At 69.6% G+C, this 14062-nt stretch carries 13 protein-coding genes; 8 read left to right on the top strand and 5 right to left on the bottom strand.

Annotated elements, in window-relative coordinates; translation table 11 throughout:
* Nucleotides 1-125: 125 nt before the first annotated feature.
* The 4 genes from WEE69_00385 (at nt 126) to WEE69_00370 (ending at nt 5391) form a co-directional block, all read left to right on the top strand.
* The gene (locus WEE69_00385) at nt 126-950 is read left to right on the top strand and encodes a choice-of-anchor E domain-containing protein (GenBank protein MEX1143754.1); all 825 of its coding nucleotides are present in this window, start codon (nt 126-128) and stop codon (nt 948-950) included.
* A 317-nt stretch (nt 951-1267) separates the two neighbouring features.
* Nucleotides 1268-2683, top strand: coding sequence for a wax ester/triacylglycerol synthase family O-acyltransferase (locus WEE69_00380; protein MEX1143753.1), 1416 nt, complete (start codon nt 1268-1270; stop codon nt 2681-2683).
* A gap of 52 nt (nt 2684-2735) precedes the next feature.
* Entirely contained in the window at nt 2736-4163 is a 1428-nt protein-coding gene (locus tag WEE69_00375) for an amidase (GenBank protein MEX1143752.1), read from the top strand.
* A gap of 97 nt (nt 4164-4260) precedes the next feature.
* The gene (locus tag WEE69_00370) at nt 4261-5391 is read left to right on the top strand and encodes an MBL fold metallo-hydrolase (protein ID MEX1143751.1); all 1131 of its coding nucleotides are present in this window, start codon (nt 4261-4263) and stop codon (nt 5389-5391) included.
* 19 nt (nt 5392-5410) lie between these two features.
* Here the strand turns inward: WEE69_00370 and WEE69_00365 are convergent, their stop codons facing one another.
* From WEE69_00365 to WEE69_00355, 3 genes are all read right to left on the bottom strand, one after another.
* Nucleotides 5411-6256, bottom strand: coding sequence for an SGNH hydrolase domain-containing protein (locus WEE69_00365; GenBank protein MEX1143750.1), 846 nt, complete (start codon nt 6254-6256; stop codon nt 5411-5413).
* A gap of 14 nt (nt 6257-6270) precedes the next feature.
* Nucleotides 6271-7131 (bottom strand): SGNH hydrolase domain-containing protein, encoded by an 861-nt coding sequence (locus WEE69_00360; GenBank protein MEX1143749.1) that lies wholly within the window; start codon nt 7129-7131, stop codon nt 6271-6273.
* Nucleotides 7132-7241: 110 nt separating this feature from the next.
* Complete coding sequence (locus tag WEE69_00355) at nt 7242-8087, bottom strand: SGNH hydrolase domain-containing protein (GenBank protein MEX1143748.1); 846 nt, start codon at nt 8085-8087, stop codon at nt 7242-7244.
* Between the two features lie 84 nt (nt 8088-8171).
* Between WEE69_00355 and WEE69_00350 the strand changes: the two genes are divergently transcribed.
* Nucleotides 8172-9506, top strand: coding sequence for a M20/M25/M40 family metallo-hydrolase (locus WEE69_00350; protein MEX1143747.1), 1335 nt, complete (start codon nt 8172-8174; stop codon nt 9504-9506).
* A 7-nt stretch (nt 9507-9513) separates the two neighbouring features.
* Here the strand turns inward: WEE69_00350 and WEE69_00345 are convergent, their stop codons facing one another.
* The gene (locus tag WEE69_00345; GenBank protein ID MEX1143746.1) at nt 9514-10401 is read right to left on the bottom strand and encodes a PAC2 family protein; all 888 of its coding nucleotides are present in this window, start codon (nt 10399-10401) and stop codon (nt 9514-9516) included.
* A gap of 59 nt (nt 10402-10460) precedes the next feature.
* Between WEE69_00345 and WEE69_00340 the strand changes: the two genes are divergently transcribed.
* On the top strand, nt 10461-11102 hold the full coding sequence (locus tag WEE69_00340) for a TetR/AcrR family transcriptional regulator (GenBank protein ID MEX1143745.1): 642 nt from the start codon (nt 10461-10463) through the stop codon (nt 11100-11102).
* A 21-nt stretch (nt 11103-11123) separates the two neighbouring features.
* Here the strand turns inward: WEE69_00340 and WEE69_00335 are convergent, their stop codons facing one another.
* Nucleotides 11124-12326 carry a CoA transferase gene (locus tag WEE69_00335; protein MEX1143744.1) on the bottom strand — a complete coding sequence of 401 codons (1203 nt, stop codon included), beginning with the start codon at nt 12324-12326 and terminating at the stop codon, nt 11124-11126.
* Between the two features lie 160 nt (nt 12327-12486).
* Between WEE69_00335 and WEE69_00330 the strand changes: the two genes are divergently transcribed.
* Both WEE69_00330 and WEE69_00325 read left to right on the top strand, forming a co-directional pair.
* On the top strand, nt 12487-13275 hold the full coding sequence (locus WEE69_00330; GenBank protein ID MEX1143743.1) for an ABC transporter ATP-binding protein: 789 nt from the start codon (nt 12487-12489) through the stop codon (nt 13273-13275).
* The gene (locus WEE69_00325; protein MEX1143742.1) at nt 13272-14060 is read left to right on the top strand and encodes an ABC transporter permease; all 789 of its coding nucleotides are present in this window, start codon (nt 13272-13274) and stop codon (nt 14058-14060) included. The genes WEE69_00330 and WEE69_00325 overlap by 4 nt, the downstream gene beginning before the upstream one ends.
* Nucleotides 14061-14062: the final 2 nt, after the last annotated feature.

Below are 14062 nucleotides of genomic sequence, written 5' to 3'. Positions count from 1 at the left end.
AGCGCGCCCTCCTGAGCGCGCCCTCCTGAGCGCGCCCTCCTGACGCGCGATCGAAGGTCACCGCCGCGTCACGGTGGTGTCCCGGTGCGCACATCCGCCCATCCAGTACCACGGGAGGTTCATTCGTGCGCACCACCTTGTTCTCACGCGCCCTTGCGATGTTCGGCATCATCGGGGGAACGCTCATCATCACCGGTGGCCTTGCTGTCGCCGCCACGCCCACCGAGCAGACGCTCTGCTTCGACGGTGCGTTGGCCCGCACCCGCACCGAGATCGACGCCGACATCTCGGTCTCGCAGTTCGACCCGGCCCTCGGCACGCTGCTCGACGTGGCCGTCACCGGTCCGAGCATTCATCTCGATACCGACGCGGTGTTCGAGAGCACGGCCGGATCTGCTGTCGTCTTCGCCGAGCGCATGGACTACCAGGTGTCGATCACCAGCCCCGGTGGGCTCGTGGCACCACCCCCGATCAGTGGCTCGATCGAGCGGGTGCCGCCGCAGACGCTCGCCGCGTTCGACGGCACGCTCGACTTCGTCGGTCCGAGCGCGGTCACGCAGCCGTCCACGGCGCGCGACGAAGCCGCCGCGGCTGTCACGACGGCAGCCGCGCCGGTGCTCAGCGCGTTCACGGGCGCCGGCACGGTGCCGTTCCACCTGACGACCGCGATCTCGGAGACGTTCATGGGCGGTGGCGGCAACGTGCAATTCCAGATCAACACGTTCGCGTCGGCCGCGGTGCGCGTCTGCTACCGCTACGCGCCGCCGATGGCTCAAGTGGTGCCCCCCGACGTGGTCGAGCCGCCGGCCGCACCGCCGGCCGCGGTGCCCACGCTCCCCGCAACCGGCGCGCCGAACCTGCCGCTCGCGGGCGTGGGCCTCGCCGCGGTCACCCTCGGTGTCGTCCTCGCGCGCCGGTGGCGACCCCCGCGCCCCACCCTCGACAGCTGACCCGCGTCCATTTGCCCGCGCGTCGGCCGCATTGCATGATCCCGGTGGCTTCGGTCGGGCGGGGGGCGGTCGCTCGGCACCGCGGTTGGTCGTCCGGTCCGGTTCCCGCAACGAGCGGTCACTGCCCAGCCCCACCGCTGCGGGAACCTGCCGGATGAAGGGGCGCCCTGTCGAGGCGGATCTGTGCCCAGCTGCCTCCAGGGCGCCCCGACTTCTTCGACGCCGGCCCTCGTCGGCTTGAACGGCGGGTTCTGACGCCAGAACACCTAGGGGTGCCTGTTCCACATTGACCGCGTCGTCAGTAGCCTTGCGGCCTCATGCCCTACGACCGGCTGACCGGGCTCGACGCGAGCTTCCTGCACCTCGAGCGACTCGAGACGCCGATGCACGTCGGCGCGCTCACCGTGCTCGAGGGAGAGCCGTTCTTCGGGCCGGGCGACCGGTTCCGCATCGCGGACGTGCGCGATCTCGTCGCGTCGCGGCTGCACCTCATCCCCCGCTTCCGCAAGCGTGTGATGTCCGTGCCGCTCGACGCGGGCCAGCCGATCTGGGTCGACGACGACCGCTTCGACATCGGGTACCACGTGCGCCTCACTGCCCTTCCGGCGCCGGGATCGCGCAGCGAGCTCCTCGCGCTGTTCGAGCGGATCCAGGCGCAGGTCCTCGACCGCACCCGTCCGCTCTGGGAGCTCTGGTTCGTGGAGGGCGTCGAGGGAGGGAACGTCGCGCTCATCCAGAAGACGCATCACGCCCTCGTCGACGGCATCTCCGGCGTCGATGTCGCCACCGTCCTCCTCGACTTCACCCCCGAGCCCACCGTTCACGAGCCGGTCCCTTGGGAACCGGAGCCTGCGCCCACGCCGGCGCGACTGCTCATCGACACCGCGCGCGGCATGGTCGAGAGCACCGGGGCCGTCGCGCGCACGGCGCGGACCGCGCTCGAGGTGCCGCGCCGGGCGGCCGAGCGCATCGGGTCCCTCGCCCGCCAGATGTCCACGCTCGCTGACGGCGCGCTCGTGGCGCCGAAGACCTCGCTCAACAACCCGGTGGTCGGACGGACCCGTCGCTTCGGCACCGTGAGCGTACCGCTCGACGATGTGAAGATCGTTCGCCGCGCGTTCGGCGGCACCGTGAACGACGCCGTGCTCGCGGGCGTCGCTGGCGGGCTGGCGCGCCTGCTCGACACCCGGGGCGAGCTCACACCCGATCTCACGATCAAGGTGTTCTGCCCCGTCTCGGTGCGCGACGACAGCGAGCACATGAAGCTCGGCAACCGTCTGTCCGCGATGTTCGTGTCGGTCCCGGTCGGCGAGCCCGATCCGCTCGTCCGTCTGGCCACGGTGCAGGCGACGACTACGAGCCTCAAGGAGCGCGAGCAAGCGGTGGGTGCCGCCGCGCTGATGGGGCTCACGGAGTACGCGGCGCCGACGCTCCTCGGGCTCGCGTCCCGGCTCATTCATCACCAGCCGTTCATCAACCTCGTGTGCACGAACGTGCCGGGACCACAGTTCCCGCTCTACTGCATGGGCGCGCGCATGCTCGAGGCGTACCCGATGGTCCCGCTCACGCGGAACCTCAACCTGGGCGTGGCCGTGCTCTCGTACTGCGGCAGCTTCCACGTGGGCTTGCTCGCCGACCGCAACCAATGGCCCGACCTGGAGATCCTCGAGGCCGGGATCGAGGACGCGTTCTCGGAGCTCACGAAGCTGGCCCACGATCGCGCCGCTGGGTGAGCGAACGGCAGCGGGCCGGGTATCCCGGCTCGCAGAGAGCGAACGAGTGCAGGTGACCGAGCTCTTCCAGAAGGACGCGTGGGAGCTCGCCGACGCGATCCGGGCCGGTGACTGCACCGCTAAGGAGGTGCTGGAGGTCCACCTCGAGCGGATCGAGCGCATCAATCCCGCGCTGAACGCGGTGTGCCATCTCGACGTCGATGCGGCGCGGGCACGCGCCGACGCGGTCGATGCTGAGGTGGCGGCTGGTCGCGACCCAGGGCCGCTCGCCGGTGTCCCCATCGGCGTCAAAGAGCTCGCCTGCGTCGACGGCTGGCCGGAGACCGACGCTTCTCTGGTCTTCGAGCACCGCATCGCCGCGCACGACGACACCGAGGTCGCCCGGCTGCGCGCCGCGGGTGCCGTGATCGTCGGGCTCACCACGGCGTCGGAGTTCGGAGCGGTCAGCTTCACGAACACCCCGCTGCACGGCATCACGCGCAACCCGTGGGACACCGAGCGCACGCCGGGTGGCTCGTCGGGCGGTTCGGCGGCCGCGGTGGCTGCGGGGCTCTTCCCGGCGTGTACCGGTGGCGACGGCGGTGGATCGATCCGAATTCCCGCGTCGTACTGCGGACTGCCCGGCATGAAGACCACGTACGGTGCGACCGGCACCGGGCCCGGCATGTTCAGCTTCTCGCAAACGTCGGTGCGCGGCCCGATGGTTCGGTCGGTGCGCGACGCGGCCCGCTATCTCGACGTGATCGTCGGTCCCACGCTCACCGACCCGCATTCTGTGGCTCGCCCCGAACGCGATCTTGAGCCGCAGCTCGTGTCAGGTGAAGCAGTCGACGCGTTGCGCGGCCTACGCGTCGCGTGGTCATCGACGCTCGGTTACGCGAGCGCAGAGCCAGCGGTCTCTTCGCTCGCGCGCGAAGCCGCCGACGCGCTCGTGGACGCAGCCGGGCTCGAGCTGGTCGACATACCGGTCGAGCTGCCGAAGCCAGGGACTTCGTGGACCGTGCTCGGCACGGTGAACGAGATGGCGCACGCGTACGAAGACCTCCGCGACCGCGTGCACGATCTCACCGACGTGTTACGCATGTCGGTCGCGTCGTTCGAGCACCTGCGCCCCGAGATTCTGCTGAAGGCCGTGCGGGGAAAGTGGGCGACCGTCGCGGCGTCGGCGGCGGTGTTCGAGGAGGTCGACCTGCTGCTCACGCCGACCACCCCGACGATCGCCTTCGAGGCCGAGGGCCGTCTCGGCGGCTTCGTGAACGGCAAGGAGGTGTCCTTGATGGGGCTCTCGGCGCCGTTCACCGCACCGTTCAACCTCACCGGGCAGCCGGCGTGCAGCATCCCGGCCGGTCTGGTGGACGGTCTTCCCGTCGCGCTGCAAGTCGTAGCGCGCCGGTTCGACGACGTGCACTGCCTCGCCGCCGCCGCGCTGGTGGAGCAGCAACGGCCGTGGCCGAAGCTCGCCCCGCTCGCCACGGCATAAGGTCTCCCTCGTGACCGCCACGGCGCGGCGGCCAGGTGACTCGGAACCGCGAGCATCCAGGCCCCACAAACAGGAGCAGGACCCCGCCTCCGAAGCGGTGACCGAGGTCGCGCCCGGTGTGATCCGCATGCAGCTGCCGATCTGGATGCCGGGGCTCGGCCACGTCAACACCTACGGACTGCTCGACGACCGCGGGCTCGCGGTGGTGGATCCGGGGCTCCCCGGACCGAAGTCGTGGCGGGCACTGAAGTCGCGCCTCAAGACCGCCGGGTACACCGTCGGCGACATCCACACCGTGATCGTCACCCACTCGCACCCCGACCACTTCGGCGGCGCCGGTCGCATCAAGCGGGAAGCCGGTGCGGACCTGATCGCGCACAAGGCGTTCACCACGTGGTCACTCGAGGAGTCGAGCCGGCGCAACCGCCTACCGACGGAGCAGGAGGCGGCCGAAGCAGAGCGAATCGCGGCCGCGGCCGCGCAGGCGCTCGACATCGGCGGCGAGGAGATCCCGACGATCGCCGACCACGTCGACGACTACGAAGGCGACCCACTTCGCAACGACCCGACCGAGGAGACGCAGGCTGGCTCCGTGCCCTGGGGCGGCGAGACGCCATGGGGTGGCAGCAAGCACCCACTGCCTCCGCTCGCGCGCCGTCTCGCGATCCGCGCGCTGCGCAGACTGTTCGCGCCACCGCGTCCGTCGCGGCGAGTGGTCCACGGCGAACGCCTCCAGCTGGCCGGGCGCGAATGGGTTTCCGTCCACACACCTGGGCACACGATCGACCACCTCTGCCTGTACGACCCCGAGCACGGGTTGCTGCTCTCCGGCGATCACGTGTTGCCGTCGATCACGCCCCACATCTCGGGTGTCGGCAACGGGGCCGACGCATTGAAGTCGTACATCCAGACGCTGGACCTCGTCGCCGCACTCGACGGTGTGCGCCGGGGGCTCCCGGCCCACGGCCACCCGTTCGACGATGTGCCGGGACGCGTCGAGGGGATCAAGCAACATCACGAAGAGCGCATGGAGCTCCTCCGGGACGCGTCGCTGGCCTTGGGACCGGCAACCGTGCAGCAGCTCGCGCACGAGATCTTTCCGAAGCGCCACTGGGGTGTGATGGCCGAGAGCGAGACGTTCGCGCACCTCGAGCACATGGTCCTTGCCGGTGCCGTCGAACGATGGGACGACCACGGAAGCCTGATCTACCGCGCGGCCGTCGCCTGACCCGCGCGCGCGAGCGTGCTCACGTAACGCCGAGCGCGTCGAGGATCAGTGGCGCGAGCCACGCCGCGCCTTTCGGATTGATGTGTCCGTTGAACGGGACGCGGGGCTGGATCCCGGGCGCAGGCTCCGCCGGGCACGGCGGCCCGGCCGGGCACAGGAAGCGCTCGAGGTTGAGGATCGAGAAGCGGTCCGGGTCGGTGCGCACGACGAGGTGCAGGATCGCGCGGTGTCGCTGGACGTCGGTCACCGACTGGACGGTGGCCGGCGACGGGGCCGCGCCAGGTAGGTGGGGCGCCTCGAGCAAGAAGACGACCCGACGCCCGCTGCGCGGCGGGGCGACGACATCGGCCGCGGCCACGACGAGCTCGGCCGTGCGCACGCGGCCTTCGGGGGTGGCGGGGTCCACCAACACGCCGCCGACCAGCCGGTCCCCGGCGTCGTACGTCGAGAGCCACAGCACCGCGTCGGCTGGTGTCGCCGCGACCGATGCCAGCCACTCGGGGCGGGCCGCCTCGCAGGGCAGCGCCGATCCCACGAGGCTGCCGTTGGCCTTCACCGGGCGCCCGTCGATCGGCGCGCACCCCGCCCGGGTCGACTGCTCGACGCCCGCGCCGCGCCGGTCGGCCTCCGCGGCGATGCCCGCCGCGACGTTCCCACCGACCGAGTCTCCGATGAACACCATGCGGGCGTCGGGACCGAGGGCCGTCGGCGTCTCCAGCGCCGCCAAGTCGTGCGCGCGCACGACGAGCGATCCGTCCACGCTCTCGAGCTCCGAGGCACTCACCGTCGGGTCGGCGCGGGCGGCCGGGACCGCTCCGAGCGAAACCGCGAGCGCGACCGCGAGCACCGGGAGCGATCGCTGCACTCGCAGGGTTCGGCTCAGTCCACGCCCAGCGAATCGAGGATCTGCGGCGCAAGCCACGCGGCGCCAGCCGGAACGAAGTGACGCCCGTCGACCGCGCGTGGCGCGACGCCCGGCGCCACCTCCACAGGACACGGTGGTCCCGCGGGACACAGGAACGCGTCCAGGCTCAACATCGAGAAGCGCGTCGGGTCGCTGCCCACGACGAGATGGAGGATCGCGCGGTAGGACTCCACGGAGGCCACCGACCCGGGGTCGGCGTCACCCTTGAAGTAGCTTGGTGATTGTGGCGCGGGCAGAAGGAAGACGATCCGTCGGGCACTCCCGACCGGCGCCACGATGTTCGCGGTGTTGAGGATGAGCCCCGCGATGCGCACACGCCCTTCGGGCGTGGCTGGATCCGCGATCACGCCTTCGATCAGTCGGCGGGACGCGTCGAAGCTCGAGAGCCACAGCACGGCGTCGGCTGGTGTCGCGGCAACCATCGCGCGCCAACTCTGCTCCAGGTGGCGCAGGCAGTTCGGTCCCCACGGGATGATCTGGTCATCCGCGGTGACCGGCAACCCGGCGATGTTCGAGCACCCTGGCACCGTGTGCGGAGTCACGACCGCGCCGCGCCGGGCGGCCTCCGGTACCAGGGCCCGGGCCACGTTTCCGCCGACGGAGTCCCCCATGAACACCAGGCGCGCGCCGGGCCCCAGCGTGGGTGGCATCTCGAGACTCGCCGTGGGTGCCGCTGCGGGCGACTGAGGTCGGGCCGCTTCTGCGGCCAACGGGCGCTCGGCCGAACGCGCGCTCCGGCTGGCTAGCAACGTGCCAGCGAGCATCGCCGTCAGCAGCACGATGGCAGGCGCGACCACCCACTTGCTCGAACGCACGGCTCCCCCAAACCTCCGCTCCCAGAACCAGGCTCTGGCAGAAGCAACGTGGAGTCAAGCCCCAGATTTCAGCGTGCCCTTGACGGTCGGGTCGCACGCGCGGTATGCGCTCAGGTCACGCCGAGTGCGTCGAGGATCTGTGGTGCGAGCCACGCCGCGCCCTCGGGATTGACGTGGCCGCCGTCGGCCGGTCGCGGCACGATGCCTGGCGCCGGTTCCAGCGGACACGGGGGACCCGCCGGGCAGAGGAACCGGTCCAGCAAGAGCATCGAGAACCGCTCAGGATCGGCGCTCACCACGAGATGCATGATCGCCCGGTGTCGTTGCACGTCGATCACCGACGTCGCGTCGACGCCGCCCTGCGCGCCAGGTGGGAACGCGGACGGTAAGAGGAACACGATGCGTCGACCGCTTCCAGGCGGTGCGACCACGTCGGCCGTCTCGCGGATCGTCGCGGCAATCCGCTGTCGCCCTTCGGGCGTCGCGGGATCAGCGAGGACGCCGTCGATCAAGCGCGTGGATGCGTCGAAGCTCGACAGCCAGAGCACGGCATCGGCGGGTGTGGCGGCCACGGAAGACCGCCAGGTCGAGAGGAGGTAGTCGAGACATCCCGACATCCACGGAATGACCGTGCCGCTCTCGAACGTGGCCAGGCCCGTGATGTTGGAGCACCCCGCCTGGGTGTACGGGACGACCTGCGCGCCGCGCCTGGCCGCTTCCGGTATGAGCCCCGCGGCGATGTCACCGCCGAGGGAATCGCCGAAGATCACCATGTGGGCGCCGGCTCCGAGGGTCGCCGGCGTCTCGAGCGCGGCGAGTCGTTGCGCGGCGATCACGACCGATCCGTCCATGCCGATGAGCGCCTCGCGGACGTCGCTCCGCGCGCTGGCAGGGGTGGCCAGCGCGACGACGGCGAGCGTTGCGAGCAGGAGGTGAACGAGAAGCCGTGTCGTCATGATGGGGAGGAAGCGACGGGCGCGCCCGGGCAGGAGTGTACGGCCCGACGACACGACACCGGACTCGGCGGTACCGTGCTCGTGATGACGATCGCCGATCCGGTCGCGGAGACCACCGACCTCCTCCAGCACCTCATCCGCAACGCGTGCGTGAACGACGGGACGGTCGAGTCGGGGGCAGAGATCCGCAGCGTCGACGTGCTCGAGTCGTATCTGGCCGGTGGCGGGCTCGACGTCGAACGCTTCGAGCCTCGACCCGGACGGGCGAGCCTGGTTGCGCGCATCGAGGGCTCGGACCCGTCGGCCCCCAGCTTGCTGTTGATGGGCCACACCGACGTCGTGCCCGTGAACCCCGACGGCTGGACCCGCGACCCGTTCTCGGGCGACATCGTGGACGACTTCATATGGGGGCGCGGTGCGGTGGACATGTTGAACATCACCGCGTCGCAGGCGGTCGCATTCCGACGCCTCGCCGACAGCGGATTCCGACCCAAGGGAACCCTCATCTATCTCGCCGTCGCCGATGAGGAGGCGCTCGGGACGTGGGGCGCGCGTTGGCTCGTCGAGAACGAGCGCGACGCCGTCTACGCCGACTATGTGCTCACGGAGTCGGGCGGGTACCAGATGCCGACGGCCGACGGCGTACGACTTCCGGTGCTGACCGCCGAGAAGGGCACCTTCTGGACCAAGCTGCGGATCAGAGGAACACCAGGTCACGGTTCCCAGCCGTTCCGTACGGACAACGCGGTTGTGACCGCGGCCGAGGTGGTTCGACGGATCAGCGAGTACCAGCCGCAGAGTCAGATCCACGACGTGTGGCGTCAGTTCGTCGAAGGGATGGACTACCCGGACGAGATCAGGCGTGCCTTCCTCGATCCGCAAGGACTCCGCGACGCGCTGGCAGAGTTGCCACTCGGCATGTCGCGCTTGGTCCATGCGTGCACGCACACGACGTTCGCACCCACCATCGTCCACGGCGGCACGAAGACGAACGTGATCCCCGACCTCGTCGAGCTGGAAGTCGACATCCGCACCATGCCCGATCAGGACGGCGCCGATGCCCGTGCCATGCTCGAAGAGGCGCTCGGTGACCTCGCCGACCTCGTCGAGATCGAGTCGAACGACGATCCCGCCACTGAGTCACCCACCGACACGCCGTTGTGGGACACGCTCGACCGGGTGTCGAGTCGGCTCGTCGACAACTCGTCCCTCGTGCCGTTCCTGATGGTCGGTGGTACCGACAACCGCTACTTCCGGCGCGCCGGATCCGTCGGGTACGGGTTCGCGTTGTTCAGCCGGCGCCTGTCGTTCGAGGACTACGCCACGATGTTCCACGGCAACGACGAGCGCGTCGACATCGACTCGCTGCGCATGTCCGAAGAGCTCTGGGAAGCCGTCGCCCGCGACCTGCTCGAGTAGTCCGCCGCTAGTCGCCGCGCTGCTCGCGGAGGAACCGCTCGACCTCGGTGGCGAGCTCGTCGCCGGTGGGGAGGTTGGCGCCCCACGACGTGTCCGACGCGTCAGATTCGGCGTCGGCGTCGTAGCGTTCTTCGAGCGTGCGCACGTAGCCGCGCACGTCGTCGTCGGCTGCGGCCACCTCGTCGACCTTCTCCCGCCACGCCGCGGCGGTGCGGTGCAGACGCGCGAGGTCGAGATCGAGCTCGAGCAGTCCCGCGGCTCGGTCGAGCAGGGCCAGGCTGGCCGGTGGGTTCGGTGGCGAGGCGAGGTAGTGCGGGACGGGCGCCCACAGCGAGACCGAGTCGATGCCTTCGACTCGGCACTGGTCGTGGAGCACACCGACGATGCCCGTGGGACCTTCGTAGCGTGATCGGGCGAGGCCCAGTCGCTCGACGAGGTCGGGGTCGGTCGCGGTCCCGGTGACCCGGGCGGCGCGGGTGTGCGGAACATCGGCGAGAAGCGCTCCGAAGGTGACCACCATCTCGCACGCGGTCTCCTGCGCGACGGCGATCACGGCGCGGCAGAACGACCGCCACTTGTAGCTGGGCTCGATGCCACGCAGCACCACGAGGTCACGTTCCTCCCGAGGCACGGTGAAAAAGACGTTCTCCGGCCACGTTATAGACCGTGTGACGCCGCCGACCAGCGTCACCTGTGGCCGTCGCGATTGAAAATCGAAGTGTTCCTGAGGATCGACGAGGGCGACGCGCTCAGCACCGCCCGATCCGTGTTGGGTCAACCAGGTCGCAGCGGTCGACGCGGCGTCGGCCGCGTCGTTCCAGCCCTCGAATCCGGCAAGGAGGACGGGCCGGCGCAGGTTGGGGGACTTGCGCTCCCAGAGAAGGCCATCTTCCACGTTGCAACCCTACGTCGATCGGGTATGTCTCCAGAACGCCGACGTTCCAACTCCGATGCATGGGAGGGACGGACATCAACAACACTGCCGACACCACAGCAGCGAACGCGGGCCGACAGGAGTCGGTGCGACGCGGTCGACCGCGCGATCCCGAACTCGATCGCGCGATCCTCGACAGCGCGTTCAGCTTGATGGTGGAGACCGGGATCCGAGGCTTCTCGGTCCGTGAGGTCGCGCGCCGATCGGGCATCCCGAAGTCGAGCATCTACCGTCGCTGGCCGACCCGCGCCGAGCTGCTCGCAGCTGTGCTCGCGCGCCTCTCGGCGCGCGATGCCTCGGTGCCCGATACCGGATCCATCCGCGGTGACCTGATCGAGATGGTGAGGGGCGAGATCGCATCCCTGGGGGATTCCGGCCGCGTGTTGCCTCGAGTTGCGCTCGAGGCGCGAGACGACCCCGAGCTGGCCGAAGTCGTCCAGGCGGTCATCAACTCGAGGCGGCGCAAGGTCGTGCCGGTGCTCGATCGCGCGACCGAGCGCGGAGAAGTCCACGGAGACCTCGACCACGACGCGGCGACGGATCTCGTCATCGGCTCGATCTGGAGTCGCTTGGTCGCTCACCGGCCCCTCGAACCGGCCAACGCCGCGGAGATCGTCGACAGCGTGCTGCGCGGGATCGCCCGGACCAACGGCTCGGGCTGACGCGCTCGCGCGGCGCCCCGGTCAGGCGATTGCGTTGACCTCGCGCAGCGCCGTCATGTCGTCGTCGCCGTAGCCCAGCTCCGCGAGGATCTCCTCGGTGTGCTGACCGATGTCGGGCGCGCCGCGGCGAACCTCCACCATCTCGTCGTCGAACTGCATCGGAGCGCACGCCACTCGGCACGTCGGGTGGTCAGGGTGCTTCGCCAAGTAGCCGTTCGCGATGACCTGGGGGTCGTCGATGACTTCGAGCATTGACGACAACGACGCGAAGATCGTGTCTTCGGCCGCCAGTCGCTCCTTCAGCTCCGCGAGGGTCGAGCCGCGGATCGCGTCGACGAGCTGGGTGTGGAGCTCCTCACGGTTGTCGGCGCGGGTCTGGGTATCGGCGAAGCGCGGGTCGTCGATCAACGCATCGAGGCCGAGAGCACGGCAGGTCGGCGCGAAGTGACGCATGTCGTCGAGCATGTTGAGCAGCAGCCAGCGCTGGTCACCGGTGCGGTACGAACCGACGAGCGGGTTCGAAAGCGCTTGCGTCGCATGCAGCGCCTTCGGCTCTTCGCGCAGGATGGTTGTGGAGGTGAGGTCCATCGCGAGTTGCCAGACGGCCGTGTTCAGCAGGGCGACGTCGACGACGACGCCTTTCCCCGTCTTCTCGCGCTGGTAGAGGGCCGCCGCGACACCGCCGGCGAGCATGGCGCCACTCGGCGCGTCACCCATCGCGCCGCGCTGCATGATGAGCGGTCCTTCGGCAGGCGTGAGCGTGTGCCCGAGTCCGCCGCGCGCCCAGAAGCTCACGGCGTCGAACCCGCCCTTGTCGGCATCGGGGCCGCGCTGTCCCTGCCCGTGGCCCTTCGCATACACGAGCCGCGGGTTCACCTTGAAGAGGTCTTCGGGCGTCACGCGCAGCTTCTCCCGTGCGTTCGGGAGGAAGTTGGTGATGAACACATCGGCGCCTTCGATGAGCTTGTCGAAGACGTCGCGCCCCTCGGGGATCCGAAGGTCGAGCGCGATCCCGCGCTTGTTGCGGTTGAAGAGCTCCCAGAGAAAGTTGAAGTCGCCGGTGTCGGCCGCGAAGCCCGACTTGATGACGAGCCGCAGCGGATCGCCCTGTGGGGCCTCGACCTTGATCACCTCTGCACCCCAGTCGCCGAGCGTCGCCCCGCACGCCGGCACGAACCCGTGGATCGCCAGCTCCACCACCTTGACCCCGTCGAGGACATGCATGAGTGATCTCCCTGTGCGTCGACCCGCAGTATTGCTCGGGAGGACATGTGTGCGTTCTGCCAGACTCAGAGGCGAACGTCCGGCGGCGCACGTATCGTGCGACGCAGTGAGCCGTGGCCCGAGCGGCCCGGCCCGAAGGGCCGAAAGCGGGAAGGAAGGAATGTCCGAGTCTTCCGAGGCGGCAATCCGCGCGCCCGTGCTCGAGGCTCGAGGCCTCGTGAAGGAGTACAAGCGCTTGCGCGCGGTCGACGGCATCGACCTTCGCGTCGACGCCGGTGAGCGCGTCGCGCTCCTCGGCCCGAACGGCGCGGGCAAGACCACCACGCTGATGATGCTGCTCGGCGTCATCACTCCCGACGCGGGCGAGATCGAGGTCGTGGGCAAGCACCTGCCCCGTGAGCGGAGTGCCGCGATGGAGCAGGTGGGATTCGCCGCCGGCTACCTGCCGCTTCCGGAGCGCCTCCGCGTCTCGGAGTTCCTCGTGCTCTTCGGCCGACTCTACGGGATTCATCATCCGCAGGCCGCGGTCGAGCAAGGTCTTGCTCGCTTCGGGATTACCGATCTCGCACGCGCGATGGGCAACGAGCTGTCATCGGGGCAGCGCACCCTGGTGGGGATCATCAAGGCGACGCTGCATCACCCGAAGCTGCTCGTGCTCGACGAGCCGACCGCGTCGCTCGATCCCGATGTGGCGCGCCGGGTGCGCACCGGGCTCGAGCGTCTCTGTGGCGAGGAGGGAACGGCCCTGCTCGTCACCAGCCACAACATGCTGGAAGTCGAGCGTCTGTGTGAGCGCGTCGTCTTCGTGTCGGCTGGGCGTGTCGTTGCCGACGGCACGCCCGAGGCCGTCGCTGCCCACTTCGGACGGGCCGACCTCGAAGGCGTGTTCCTGCATCTCGCCGACGGCGACGAGATGCCAGGAGCGCAGGCCGGGCGGCAGGCGTCATGAACGTCGACCGCGTGCTCGCGATCTCTCGCCGGCAGGCGTACGTGCTCCAGCGCGCGCCGCAGCGTTGGTTCGACGTCGTGGTGTGGCCCGTTGTCGACTCTGTGCTCTTCGGCGCGATCGGCGTGTACTTCGGGCGCCAGCAAGGCGCGGTCGCGGCGAGCGCCGCGTTCCTCCTTTCCGGCATCATCTTGTTCCACGTCGTGTTCCAGGCCGAGGTGAGCGTCGCGACCGGTTTTCTCGAGGAGACGTGGTCGCGCAACCTGCTCAACCTCATGGTGACTCCGATCTCCGAGGTCGAGTACGTCGCCGGCGTCGCGCTGTTCGGTGTCGTGAAGCTGGCCATCGGCGTGAGCGTGGTGTCGCTCATGGCGCTCGCGCTCTTCGCCTTCGAGATCACCACGCTGGGTCTGGCGCTGATACCGCTCGTTGCCGTGCTGCTCGTCGTCGGCTGGTCGGTCGCGCTCGTTGTGATGGGGCTGATCCTGCGGATGGGTCAGGGCGCCGAGATCATGACGTGGGGGTTCATCGCGGTGCTGCTGCCGTTGTCCGGCATCTTCTATCCGGTCGACGCGCTCCCTGGCGCGCTCCAGCCGGTGTCGGAAGCGCTGCCGACCACCCATGTGTTCGCAGCCGCGCAAGAAGTCGTGCGCGGCCACCCGTTGCCGTGGGACGAGGTCGCCATTGGAGCTGGCGGTGCCGTTGTGCTCGCGGCGCTCTCGGTCTTGTTCGTGACGCGCATGCTCTCCACGTTCCGCCGTCGCGGCTACATCAGCCGCCATGTATAGAT

This window comes from Acidimicrobiia bacterium (assembly GCA_040881685.1).
Taxonomy (GTDB): Bacteria; Actinomycetota; Acidimicrobiia; order IMCC26256; family PALSA-555; genus SHVJ01.
This window is presented reverse-complemented; position numbering and strand designations above follow the sequence as displayed.

Excerpts from the sequence above, each read along its gene's own strand:
- WEE69_00380 (MEX1143753.1), top strand. The coding sequence starts at position 1,268 with ATGCCCTACGACCGGCTGACCGGGCTCGACGCGAGCTTCCTGCACCTC.
- WEE69_00355 (MEX1143748.1), bottom strand. The coding sequence starts at position 8,087 with ATGACGACACGGCTTCTCGTTCACCTCCTGCTCGCAACGCTCGCCGTC.
- WEE69_00350 (MEX1143747.1), top strand. The coding sequence starts at position 8,172 with ATGACGATCGCCGATCCGGTCGCGGAGACCACCGACCTCCTCCAGCAC.
- WEE69_00340 (MEX1143745.1), top strand. The coding sequence starts at position 10,461 with ATGGGAGGGACGGACATCAACAACACTGCCGACACCACAGCAGCGAAC.
- WEE69_00335 (MEX1143744.1), bottom strand. The coding sequence starts at position 12,326 with ATGCATGTCCTCGACGGGGTCAAGGTGGTGGAGCTGGCGATCCACGGG.
- WEE69_00330 (MEX1143743.1), top strand. The coding sequence starts at position 12,487 with ATGTCCGAGTCTTCCGAGGCGGCAATCCGCGCGCCCGTGCTCGAGGCT.
- WEE69_00325 (MEX1143742.1), top strand. The coding sequence starts at position 13,272 with ATGAACGTCGACCGCGTGCTCGCGATCTCTCGCCGGCAGGCGTACGTG.